The organism is Pseudomonas lundensis, assembly GCF_002269125.1.
In the GTDB taxonomy this organism is placed as follows: domain Bacteria; phylum Pseudomonadota; class Gammaproteobacteria; order Pseudomonadales; family Pseudomonadaceae; genus Aquipseudomonas; species Aquipseudomonas lundensis_A.
Genome location: NZ_NQKI01000011.1, coordinates 71127 through 83102, shown reverse-complemented (window position 1 = coordinate 83102; position 11976 = coordinate 71127). Strand labels below are relative to the sequence as shown.

The window sequence follows — 11976 nt, the reverse complement described above, 5'->3', positions numbered from 1 at the left end:
TTAGCCGCTAAATTTTTTGGGTAATGGTTCCATCCCGGCCTGCGCATGCCGCTCTGTCTGCTTGGCGTCAGCACTGGCAACTCAGTTCTGCTCAGCCGCATCAGTTTATGCCGGAGACCACTGGATACGACAGCCGAGCGCCCTGAGCCAATGACTAGGGAATCAATCACTAAACGATGTCGGGGATGATAAAGGAAGGCGCTTCTGTAATGCGAAAAAAACGCAGATGGCACGGCTGGCGGGATTCGTCGGATCGAGTTTACGGTAACTGTCCGTAATCCAATAAGGCTTCGATACGTTCGCTCAGGAGGTTTTGTCTCCTCCATATCTTCTCTTATCTTTTATTTTCTCTTTCTTTTTAGCGGCTCAGCCTGAGCTAGATTCCCACGCTATGTAGCTCTAGGTGAGCTACTTCGTGACCAATCACAGCTCAGGCTGATACGTATCACTCTGAGCTGTGCATAACCTCATTGTGAATTTTTGAGATGCCTGCGCAGGGTCTCACGGATACCAGGTGGCAATCGATCAAGATCGATTTGCATTGATGAGCTATCGACTTGGGCGTTACCAGAAGCTAGGTTGATTTGTATATTCAGGCGCTCGATGTTCAGTATCTGTGTACTCGCAAGATCGCCAGCGGTCATGGCTTTTTTGAGCTCAGATACTGTGTGCTGGGCGTGGCGTGGCACGTAGTCCCAGGTTACTACGGTATGCGGTAGGCCGGCCTCAGTGACCTGAACCTTTTCGTGTAGGGTGTAGTGATTAGATCGGCCGGATTTTGTTTTTGTGATAAGGCCGGCCGTTTCGAGAACCCCCAGTGCCCGTTTGACCTGTGCCAAGCTGACGCCAGACTGTTCAGAGATCCGCTCGATGCCCGGATGCGCCGTACCAGAGTAGTAATTGGCGTGTGCCTTGATTACGGCATAAACCGTAAATGCGTGGGGCCCGATTCGGGCTACATCACCCTGATCGATCATAGCCCTGAAAACATGGAACCACTGGGTCTGCGCACGCAGTGGGGTTGATACGTTAGTCATTGTTAAGCCCCCCACGCAGTTGCACACGCGGCCGGCTCAGGATCCAGGCAGATATCTCCGTGCTGAGCCAGCCAACCGATCTGCTGCTGCCTAGATCATATGGAGCAGGGAATTTTCCTGCGGCTATGTCGCGATAGATCGTGGATCTCTTTTTCCCGACCAAGAGTTCAACCTCGGGCAGGCGAAGGAAGCGCGGTTCCTCCGGGCTGGGTTCAATAGTTCGTGCTGACATTTGATTGGTGCTCAGACGGTGGCGTTGCAGCAGTCCTCAAGTACTGCAATACGCATATGTGTTGGGAGTGGCGCTCGGATTTTCCTACTGCAAAGCAGTGGCGTTTGTTGTGACCCGGGTTACGTGTCTCCGAGAATTATTGCCGGCGACAGCTGTGCGGATGACAGCTGAAGCTGTGTCTTTGGCGTGGGGGAGAGGAAAGACCCTGCTGGTACGGAATAGGAGTCCGTAGGTTTCTTAGCAGCATTGCTGCAGGTGAGCAGGTGCAGAAGGCCCTGCAAGATGCTGGCAATACCCCGATGAGGTAGCCAGAAAGTCCATTTGCTAACAGCAGATGGACTTCGGATTCTTAACGCCGTAACCGGGGCAGCGTGACGATCCCATGGAGTCCTATGAACGTCCGAGGGATGCCGAGTTTTTACCAAGCGGGGATCGGTATTGCAAGCCCAAGCGATGAGCTCAGGACTTGATCGCATCTAGATAATCTGACCAGCGCTGCATCATGTCGCGGCGCTCTGGCAGAAATGATGTTCGGTCATATGCACGGCCCAGTGGATTTTTTACCGTGTGAGCAAGCTGATGCTCCAGAAGATCGGGGCGAAATCCCAGCACCTCCGCACCTATGGTTCTTGCTGTCGCACGAAAGCCGTGCCCAGTCATTTCGTCGCCGCTGATGTCCATGCGGCGTAACGCGCTGAGTACGGCATTGTTGGACATCGGCCGGTCGCCTCCTCGTGCCGAGGGGAAGGCGTACCGATGTCTGCCGGTGAGTGGTTTCAGCTCGCGCAGAACCGCGACTGCTTGTTGGCTGAGAGGAACCAAATGATCCGGCCGATCCTGTTTGGTAGCAGTGAGCCCTTTCATCTTGTGGCCGGGAATCAACCACTCGCCCGCATCCAGATTGACCTCCGACCACTCCATGTGGCGCAGGTCTCCGGGCCGGCAGAACAGCAATGGGGCCAGTTTGAGTGCACAACAAACAGGCATTGTTCCCGTGTAGCTATCCAGTGCTTTGAGCAGTGCACCGAGTTTTTCAGGATCGGTCACGGCAGCAAAGTGTTTCACCCGCTTGGCTGGGAGCGTCCGTGAGAGATTCCCTATCTGGTTGGGCGGGGTGATGCCGGCAGCTTCGGCGAACTCAAAAATCTGTTTGTAGATCTGGGCAACACGACGCGCCGTCTCGCGAGCGCCGCGCTTGATAATGCGCTGGAGGTTTTCGACCAGCATGGGCGTGCTGATGCTGCTAATCGGGAGTTTTCCCAGCCAAGGGAAGGCATTGAGCTCAAGGCGCTGCCGTACAGTCCGGGTGTACTCCGGGTTCCAGGAGGATTCGCGAATACTGAGCCACTGCGTGGCAACCGAATCAAAAGTGTGCTGGTGATCAAGTTGGCTGACCACCTTGGCCATGCGTCTTTGCAGTGAAGGATCTTGGCCGCTGGCAAGTTGGACACGAGCGTCATCACGTTTGCGCCGAGCTTCCTGCAAGCCGACCTCAGGGTAAACACCAAGAGCCAGGCGTTTTTCCTTTCCCAGAAAACGGTATTTCAAGCGCCAGTAACGGCCTCCGTTGGGCTGCACTTCAAGGTACAGGCCCTGTTCGTCGTAGAGCCGATAGGGCTTGTCCTGGGGCTTAGCGTTGCGGCAGTTGGTGTCTTTCAGGGGCATTGGGGGCACATCCTCTCCGAGCGAGCTGATGAGCGTTTTATGCCCCCATATATGCCCCCGTCAACCGTGGGATGCCCTGGGATCAGGTGGGAATACGCGGGCAAGAAAAAAGCCGTAAAGCTTTGATTTCTCTAGGCTTTACGGCTTTTCTGGGTCTTCCTGGGAAGACTAAATGGTGGAGCCGGGGGGATTTGAACCCCCGTCCGCCAGTACTCCGCTGTCGGTACTACATGCTTAGCCGTTTCTATTAAGTTAACCCTCAGCGACCCGAAGGGCAGGGTGCTTTGGGCGAGTTGTGTAAGTTTTAGCCGCTTCGTCCACAACGTACTGCACGGCGATCCTGTTCTATATGACAATCACTTCAGGTTTACAGGCATCCCCTAGTGATTGCTGGACCCGAAGGTGCCAGGAGGATGGCTAAGGCAGCTTACGCTGCGAGAGCTTGACCCTCGTAGGTTTCGTCATTGGCAACTATAGAAAGTTGCAACAGTGGATTTACGAGTTCTGTTACCAACTCGGCATGCACCTAGAGTTTCGCAACCGGCGTCGAATCCTAAACGGCCCCGATGCTTGCTGTGTATAACCAGCAAGCTTGCGGAGTCTACGCCAATCTGACGCAGAAGGCCAACCTCAAGGCTTATTTGCTTTCACCACCTTTGTTGATGTTCTGGATACGCTGGAGCAACTGGGAGGTTGTGGAGATGCAAGCCTCGTTGTCACCCTTGGCCTGTTCGGCTTTGGCTTTCTCAACGCCGGTCTTGATGTCGTCACTGGTGTTTTCGCTGGTCTCACCCGAGGTTGCCATCGCGTCATTGATTTTCTGCAAGTTGATGGCGCACAGGTCATCTTTTGCGGGCTCATTGGCGAACACCGGAGAGGCCAACATTGCAGCAGCCACAAAAAGGCCAGCAAGCGCGGTACGTTTCATGGGGAAAACTCCTTGTGCACACGTTAGGCCCGGTGTCTCCGGGCTCGGTTATAAGCCCAAAACAGTGGGGCTCAAGCCAATTGACTATAGCCGGGCTCAAGGGTTCTGCTTTTATTTGGCCATCATCCGATTAATTTTTTTGTGCGTAAAAAAGGGCTTTCCTGCCAAGGGTTGTTCTTGAGCGGCAGGCGCATTTTTTTGAGTTTTACACACCGATGCGCAGAGCGCTTCGGCGAGTGAGGCAGGAAATGGTTTGAGCAGGCACACGCGCCGTTTGGTGTTGTCGGTAAAGTGCATGGTGGATTTGACCAGAGAGCAGGGTCGACAAATCGGTGGGCAGTTTGGCCACGTAAAGAGCAGGACGCGCCTAAGTGCAAGCAGGCGCGTCTCGTTTTGACCTGATTCCCTAGTGCTGTAGCGTTTTGGCGGTGGTTACTCGATCCACCAGATACACCAATCCGTGGTAGTCGATGCCGCCATGTTGTGTCAGACCAATCTCGCACGTACGGCTGGTGGAGATTCCCTCGCTGCACTGCTGCACCGCGTCTTTCAAGGTGCGCAGCGAGTGGGCGTTCAGCTCCGGGGTGGTAAAGCCTTTATCACCCGCAAAGCCACAGCAGTGAATGCCTTCAGGGATGACGACCTCTTGGCTGCACAACCGCGCAATGTCGATCAGGGCCTGACTTTCGCCCAAGTGTTGCGTGCTGCACGTGACGTGCACGGCAATCGGCGCTGCTTGCGGGGTGAAGCGCAACTTATCCACAAGGTGAGTGCGAATGAACCGCACCGGGTCGTACAGGTCGAGGCGGGTTTCGCCCAGGTCTTGCACCAGCCGCAGTGTGCACGGGCTGGTGTCGCAGTAGATCGGATCAAGCCCGCCACGGCTGGCGTGGAGTAGGGCGCCGATCAGTTCCTGACGTTTGTGTTCGGCCTGTTCGGCGTACCCTTTTGAGGCAAACGGCTGGCCGCAACACAGGCTGTCCAGGTTGTCCGGGAACACCACTTGGTAACCGGCTTTTTCCAAAAGGCCGCGGGTTTTATCCAGGAGCGACATTTGCTCGCGGTCGCCCGCTGCAGGGCCCATGACGCGGGATACGCATGCGGCCAAATAGACCACGCGCGGGCGCGCATCTTTGACCGGCGGGGCGAAACGTATCGCCTGCTCAGGTTGCGGCATGGCATTGGTCCACAGGGGAACGCGCCCTTTGCTGGCCCTGGTCAGCGTGGCAGACAGCCTGGCAAGACGCGGCGCACCCAGCATCATGCGCGCGCCATTGGCTACATGCAGCGTGAAGCGCGCACCTTGCAGCGTGGTCGCGAAGTGGTTGCCCAGCCAGTCGGCGGTCTTGGTGTGATCGGCTTTGCGCGCGCGCAGTTTCTTCACCAGCTCGCCCGTGTTGATACCGACCGGGCAGCGTTGGGCGCACAAACCGGTTGCGGCGCAAGTGTCGATGCCTTGGTATTCGTAGGCTTTTTCCAGCTCGCGGGTGTCCACGCCGGCGCGTTTTTTGGCCTGAATGTCACGCCAGATCACGATTCGCTGGCGCGGGCTGAGGGTCAAACCTTTAGACGGGCAGACCGGTTCGCAAAAACCGCACTCAATGCACTTATCCACAATTTCGTCAGCGGCGGGCAGCGGCTTGAGGTGTTTGAGGTGGATTTGCGGGTCTTCGCTGAGCACCACATCCGGGTTGAGAATGCCCTGCGGGTCGAGCAAGCGTTTGAGCGACCACATCAGTTGATAGGCATCGCTGCCCCATTCCAGCTCCACGAAGGGCGCCATGTTGCGGCCGGTGCCATGTTCAGCCTTGAGCGAGCCGCCGAACTCTACGGCGACCAACTGTGCCACGTCATCCATGAACGCTTGGTAGCGTGCGACTTCTTCTGGGCTGTTGAAGCCTTGGGTGAAGACGAAGTGCAGATTGCCTTCCAGCGCGTGTCCGAAAAGGATCGCTTCATCGTAGTGATGCTTGTCGAACAGCTCAATCAGACGGTTTACGCCGATGGCCAATTGTTCGACGGGGAAGGTTACGTCTTCGATGATCACTGTGGTGCCGGTTTTGCGCACAGCGCCTACGGCGGGGAAGGTATCTTTGCGAATCGCCCACAGTTTGGCGTTTTCGGCCGGGTCTTCGGTGAAATCGACTTGCTTCTCGACAGGGAATGCCGACAGTGAGCCCATGATGTGCGCCAACTGCTCGTGCAATAACGTCTGCGTGGCTGCGCGAGATTCGATCAGCAGTGCGCAAGCATTGTTCGACAGTTGCTGTACGAACGCCGGCATGCCGGGTTTTTCCTGCACAGAACGCAGGCTGCGGCGATCGAGCAGTTCAACGGCAGAAACGGGTTGGCTTTTCAACACAGTTACAGCGTTACAGCAGGTTTCCACGTCCGGAAACACGATCAGCGCCGACGCTTTGTGCGGGTGATCAATAACGGTGTCGTAGGTCACCGCGCTGATAAAACCGAGGGTGCCTTCGCTGCCCACCAACACGTGGCTGAGGATATCCAGCGGGTCGTCAAAATCCACCAAGGCGTTGAGCGACAGGCCGGTGGTGTTTTTCAGGCGGTATTTATGGCGGATTTTTGCAGCCAATTCAGTGTTTGCGCGGGTTTCGCGGGCCAATGTCTCAAGGTGTTCGAGCATGGCACCATGGCTTTGACGAAAGGCGGCAACACTGGCTGCATCCTCGGTGTCGATGCGCGTGCCGTCGGCTAGCACAACGCGCATGCCCGCCAGCGTGTGGTAAGTATTTTGTGCCGTGCCGCAGCACATGCCGCTGGCGTTATTGGCGACAATGCCGCCAATTTTGCACGCATTGATCGAGGCCGGGTCGGGGCCGATCTTGCGCCCGAACGGCGCCAGCCACGCGTTAGCCTGGGCGCCAATCACACCTGGCTGCAAACGGATTTGCATGCCCTGACTGCGAATTTCTTTAGCGTTCCAGTTATCCCCGAGCACGATCAGCACCGAGTCGCTAATAGCCTGGCCGGACAAACTGGTGCCCGATGCGCGGAAGGTCACCGAAACGTTGTCGCGCCTCGCTAAACGCAACAGTTCAACCACTTCATCTTCGGATTCAACCCGAACGACCAGTTTCGGAATCAATCGGTAGAAGCTCGCGTCGGTGCCGAATGCCAGCGTCGACAAGGCATCGGTGAAGCGCCGGTCGTGCGGGATCAGACGTTCGGCGTCGCGCATAAACGTAGCGGGCAGGCTCATGCGTCCTCCAGGATCAACACCACCAGATCTTTCGGGCCATGGGCGCCATAGGCCAGCACTTGCTCGATGTCGGCGGTTTTTGAAGGGCCGGACACCAGCAAGGCATTGGTCGGCATGCCTGCGGCCCAGTTCATTTCACGCTGCACGTGATAGAAGTTGTCGCGGATTTGACTGGCCTTGAGCAGAGCGAAATGCACGGGCGGCACCAGGCTCATCAAGCGTGGTTCTTCGGGCGTGGGCCACAGGATCAGGCTGCCGGTGGCGGCAATGGCGCCCAAGGTGGTGGTCAGGCTGGCGGGCGTGTCATTGAACAGCTCGTCTTTCCATTCCTCTACTCGACGATCGTAGGCTTTGAGTGCAGGTAGTGCGGGATTTTGCGCCCAATGTGCCGCCACTTTTTGCCCGTGTGGCGTCGTCGGGGCGATCAGCAGGCTCGGCAGCTGACGGTCGGTGACCAATTGCGCCAACAGGGCAGGCCAGCCCTGCTCGGTGCTTAGGTGAGTTTCGGTGTGCACCGCTTCCATCAACTTGCGCAGTTGCGGGATGCGCTGTTCGGGGGTGTAGGTCCAGGGTTGCGTCACCAGAACTTCGTCAAAGTTGTCAGCCACAGGTGTTGTTCCTGTCAGGCTTTTACGCAATTTAGTAAGGATGTTGTGTTTGGCGCTCATCACTGGTCTCCCGACTTTTTCGCCAAGTGCTCGCGGGCCATGTCATGCAGCGAGCGGGCAGCGGGTTTTGGGGCGCTGTGGTTTTGGGTCCATGGCCCTACATTGTTCGGCGTCAATCCGCGCAGGCGGGTGGCGGCTTTCAGGAACAAACGGTAGAGGTTGGGCGAGCTATTGAGTTTGGCCCAGGCGTTCCAGATGAAGCGCTCCTTACGCGAGTACTTGCTGCCCTGACCACGCATGATGCGTGGCTGGGTGTCTGGCGCTTTGACGTTTTCTTCCCGCAGGCGACGCAGCAAGGCCGGGATAGGAATTTTGACCGGGCAGACCTCGCCGCAGGCGCCGCAAAGAGAAGACGCACTTGGGTGATCGGGCACTTTGGCCAGCCCGACCATGTGCGGTGTGATGATCGCGCCGATAGGACCGGGGTACACCTCGCCGTAGGCATGACCACCAATGCGCGTGTAAACCGGGCAGTGATTCATGCAGGCACCACACCGAATGCAATTGAGCGTCTGGCGCAGTTCACTGTCGGCAAACGCCTGGCTACGGCCGTTATCCAGCAATACCAGGTGCACCTCTTCGGGGCCGTCGAGCTCGCCGGGTTTGCGCGGGCCGGAGATCATGTTGACGTAAGTGGTGATGGGCTGGCCAAGGGCCGAGCGGGTCAGCAGCGACACTAGCGGCACCACATCGCGCAAGTTTTCGACGACTTTTTCGATACCGGTCACCGCGATGTGCACGGGCGGCACAGTGGTCGACATACGGCCGTTGCCTTCGTTTTCAACGAGCAGCAAGGTGCCGGTTTCGGCCACGGCGAAGTTCACGCCGGAAACCCCGATGTCCGCTTCAAAGAATTTTTGTCGCAGTACACGTCGGCCAATCTGGATCAGTTGGTCGACGTCCTTGGTGTATTCCACGCCGAGTTTGTTGTGAAACAAGTCGGCTACTTGCCCGGCGTTTTTATGGATCGCGGGCATGATGATGTGGGATGGCTTTTCGTTATCGAGCTGAACGATGTACTCACCCATGTCAGATTCCAGGCATTCAATGCCTTGGGCGCCGAGCACGTGGTTCATTTCCATCTCTTCGCTGACCATCGATTTGCCTTTGATCACTTGCTTGGCCGCACGGCGACGGGCAATCGACAAGACGATCTCGTTCGCTTCCTCGACGGTCTCGGCCCAATGCACTTGCACACCGTTGCGGGTCAAGTTGGCTTCCAGGCGTTCCAGCAGGTCGGGCAGTTTGGATAAGGCGCGGGCGCGGATGGCATTGCCCAGGGCGCGCAGGTGTTCGCGTTCGTGAGCATCACTGAAGGCCACGGCGCGTTTGGTCATCAAAGAGTCCATGGCACTGCGAAAGTTATTTCTCAGTTGTTTGTCAGCCAAGGCTTCGTGGGCGCGCTCGCGGAAGTCCTCTTCGACGGCGACAGTCGGGATCAGTGTGCTGGTGCTCATTGTTCACCTCCGGTGCGCTGCCACAAGAAACTGGCCAGGTGCTGGCCACGCAGGGATTGTTTTTGTTTTTCCAGTGAGCCGTTGATGTTCATCAGGCAGCCGCAGTCGGCGGTCAGCACTTGATGCGCGCCGGTTTCAATCAGGGAGCGGGTCTTGTCGGCCACCATCGCCCCGGAAATATCCGGCATACGCACGCTGAATGTCCCACCAAAGCCGCAGCATTCACTTTCATGGCTATGGTCGATGCGTTCAACGTTGCTCAATTGGGCCAGCATTTCGCGGCCGTGCAGGTGGGTGTTCATTTCGCGCCTTGCAGAGCAGGAGGTGTGCAGTGCGACTTTGACTGGTGCGCCGTGGTCCTTGAATTGGACCTTGCACACGAACAGCAGGAATTCGGTGAGTTCGAAGGTACGTTCGGCCAGGGCGTGAACGCGCTTCAGGGTCTCGGGTTCGTCTTTGAACAAGTCTTCATAGTGCTCGCGCAACATGCCCGCGCAGGAGCCGGACGGCACCACGACCGGGTAGTCCTCGGCAAACAGGGCGAGTTGTGAGCGAGCGACGGCGCGCGCCTGTTCGGTGTAACCCGAAGTGTAGGCCGGTTGGCCGCAACAGCTTTGCCCTTGCGGGTAGTCCACTTCAATGCCTTCGCGTTCCAGCAGGTGAATCGCGTCCATGCCGGCTTCGGGGAAGAACAGGTCGACTACGCAAGTGCCAAACAGGTAAACCTTGGCCGGTTTTTGCGTGGGATAAATGCGTGGAACAGGCAGGGGCGGTGCGACACGGGTCGCGTTGGGCACGGCGTTGTAGAAAAGCTCGCTCATCAGGCGTCTCCGGGTGGTCCCGGTTTTGTGTCCGCCAAGCGTAGAAGCCAGGCAGACCGGGTCGTGAATGGCTGTCGCCGGGGCGTACCCCGGCGATTTTAACGTGCGATAACCATAGACCTATTAGTGCACCAGCATGCCGGTGAACCAGTAGGCTTGAGCCAGTGTGATCAACCCCACAATGGTGGCGAAAAACAGGCTGTGTTTCAGGGTGAAGCGGAACAAGTCGGATTCTTTACCCACCAGGCCGGTTGCCGCACAGGCGACGGCGATCGACTGCGGTGAGATCATTTTTCCGGTTACGCCGCCGCTGGTGTTGGCGGCCACCATCAAGGTATCGCTGACACCGATCTGGTGCGCGGTGGTGGCTTGCAGCGAGCTGAACAGGGCGTTGGACGACGTGTCGGAGCCTGTCAGGAATACACCCAGCCAGCCAAGAAACGGCGAGAAGAACGGGAAGGCAGCGCCCGTACCGGCCAATACAAGTGCCATGGTCGAGGACATGCCCGAGTAATTGGTGACGAAAGCGAAGGCCAGCACCATGCCGATGGACAAGATTGGCCAGCGCAGTTCGAAGAATGTCTCTTTCAAAGTGGTCAGACCAGTCTTGACGTCGATTTTCAACACCAGCATCGAGATTAGCGCCGAGAAGAAAATCGCAGTGCCGGTCGCGGATATCGGGTCGAGTTTGAACACGGCAGCAATGGCGGTCGGTGCATTGACGATTGGAGCCGTTTTGATCACCAGTTGGTCGAGGTGCGGGATCGCAAAGTTGAACACCCAGCCGTACATCGCGCCGCCTGGCGAGAACATGGCCTTGAACGGTTTTAGTGTCCAGATGGTGACCAGCACGGTCAGGATCAGGAATGGGGACCACGCTTTCAGAATTTGCATCAGGCTGTAAGGCGATGCCAGCAGGTTGCTTGGTTTGCCGAAACCACCTGCGCTGGCAGTCACGATAACGTCCGAAGTGACGCCCGCAATCTGCGCACCTGCGGTACGTTTAGGCTGCCAGACTTTCAGAAACAGGGTCAGGCTGACCAGGCTGGCGAGGGCTGAGGTGATGTCCGGCAGCTCGGGGCCAATGAAGTTGGAGGTGAAGTACTGGGTCACGGCGAAACTCAGACCGGCCACCAGTGCTGCAGGCCAGGTTTCGCGCACGCCACGCAGGCCGTCCATCATGAACACCAGCCAGAATGGTACGAACAGTGACAGCAGCGGCAGTTGACGACCGGCCATGGCGCCGATTTTGAAGGCGTCGATGCCCGTTACTTGACCCGCCACGATGATCGGAATGCCCAGCGCGCCGAACGCGACCGGTGCGGTGTTGGCGATCAGGCACAGGCCCGCGGCGTACAGCGGGTTGAACCCCAGGCCAACCAGCAGCGCGGCAGTAATCGCGACCGGGGCACCGAAACCGGCTGCACCTTCAAGGAACGCGCCGAAGCAGAAGCCAATCAACAGCACTTGCAGGCGCTGGTCATCGGTGATCGACAGGACGGAGCTGCGGATAATTTCGAATTGACCGCTTTTTACGGTGAGTTTGTAGAGGAACACCGCGGCAACGATGATCCATGCAATTGGCCAGAGGCCGTAGGCAAATCCATAGCCCGCTGCTGCGAAGGCCATGTCGACAGGCATCTGGAAGGCGAAAATCGCCACCAGAATCGACAGAGCAAGGGTGATGCTGCCGGCGACGTGCCCTTTGAGACGGAACACGGCCAGAGCCAGAAAGAAGAATACGATCGGGACGACGGCGGCGAGTGCGGACAGGCCGAGGCTGCCGAGCGGACTATAGAGCTGTTGCCAGGTTTGCATATGGGGTGGCCCCTAATTGTTATTGGTCGTTGCTGCTGGTCGCGCTTGGCTAATTGGTATTACCAATTTACAACCGCTGTCGGCTAGGTTAAAAGCCTTATGAGGGATGTGTCAATTTGCCGCCCTA

The 11976-nt window shown here is 57.5% G+C and carries 10 protein-coding genes and 1 other RNA gene; all 11 read right to left on the bottom strand.

Translation table 11 applies throughout. From position 1 onward, the window contains the following. Positions 1-467: 467 nt before the first annotated feature. The 11 genes from CJF39_RS09450 to CJF39_RS09400 all read right to left on the bottom strand — a co-directional run bounded on the left by CJF39_RS09450 (position 468) and on the right by CJF39_RS09400 (position 11849). Positions 468-1037 carry a helix-turn-helix domain-containing protein gene (locus CJF39_RS09450; protein WP_249275341.1) on the bottom strand — a complete coding sequence of 190 codons (570 nt, stop codon included), beginning with the start codon at positions 1035-1037 and terminating at the stop codon, positions 468-470. Next, the gene (locus tag CJF39_RS09445) at positions 1030-1269 is read right to left on the bottom strand and encodes a helix-turn-helix transcriptional regulator (protein WP_094993170.1); all 240 of its coding nucleotides are present in this window, start codon (positions 1267-1269) and stop codon (positions 1030-1032) included. The genes CJF39_RS09450 and CJF39_RS09445 overlap by 8 nt, the downstream gene beginning before the upstream one ends. A gap of 459 nt (positions 1270-1728) precedes the next feature. Then, on the bottom strand, positions 1729-2934 hold the full coding sequence (locus tag CJF39_RS09440; protein ID WP_094993169.1) for a tyrosine-type recombinase/integrase: 1206 nt from the start codon (positions 2932-2934) through the stop codon (positions 1729-1731). 173 nt (positions 2935-3107) lie between these two features. After that, positions 3108-3499, bottom strand: a transfer-messenger RNA (tmRNA) gene (gene ssrA / locus CJF39_RS09435). 72 nt (positions 3500-3571) lie between these two features. After that, complete coding sequence (locus CJF39_RS09430) at positions 3572-3862, bottom strand: hypothetical protein (protein WP_094993168.1); 291 nt, start codon at positions 3860-3862, stop codon at positions 3572-3574. Between the two features lie 111 nt (positions 3863-3973). Beyond that, positions 3974-4159, bottom strand: a complete 186-nt coding sequence (locus tag CJF39_RS09425) for a hypothetical protein (RefSeq protein ID WP_094993167.1) — start codon at positions 4157-4159, stop codon at positions 3974-3976. A 109-nt stretch (positions 4160-4268) separates the two neighbouring features. Next, complete coding sequence (locus CJF39_RS09420) at positions 4269-7085, bottom strand: FAD-binding and (Fe-S)-binding domain-containing protein (RefSeq protein WP_094993166.1); 2817 nt, start codon at positions 7083-7085, stop codon at positions 4269-4271. Then, positions 7082-7753, bottom strand: coding sequence for a LutC/YkgG family protein (locus tag CJF39_RS09415; protein WP_094993165.1), 672 nt, complete (start codon positions 7751-7753; stop codon positions 7082-7084). The genes CJF39_RS09420 and CJF39_RS09415 overlap by 4 nt, the downstream gene beginning before the upstream one ends. Continuing rightward, on the bottom strand, positions 7753-9210 hold the full coding sequence (locus CJF39_RS09410) for a LutB/LldF family L-lactate oxidation iron-sulfur protein (protein WP_094993164.1): 1458 nt from the start codon (positions 9208-9210) through the stop codon (positions 7753-7755). The genes CJF39_RS09415 and CJF39_RS09410 overlap by 1 nt, the downstream gene beginning before the upstream one ends. Beyond that, on the bottom strand, positions 9207-10031 hold the full coding sequence (locus tag CJF39_RS09405) for a (Fe-S)-binding protein (RefSeq protein WP_094993163.1): 825 nt from the start codon (positions 10029-10031) through the stop codon (positions 9207-9209). The genes CJF39_RS09410 and CJF39_RS09405 overlap by 4 nt, the downstream gene beginning before the upstream one ends. A 123-nt stretch (positions 10032-10154) precedes the next feature. After that, positions 10155-11849 carry a lactate permease LctP family transporter gene (locus tag CJF39_RS09400; protein WP_094993162.1) on the bottom strand — a complete coding sequence of 565 codons (1695 nt, stop codon included), beginning with the start codon at positions 11847-11849 and terminating at the stop codon, positions 10155-10157. Between the last annotated feature and the right edge of the window lie 127 nt (positions 11850-11976).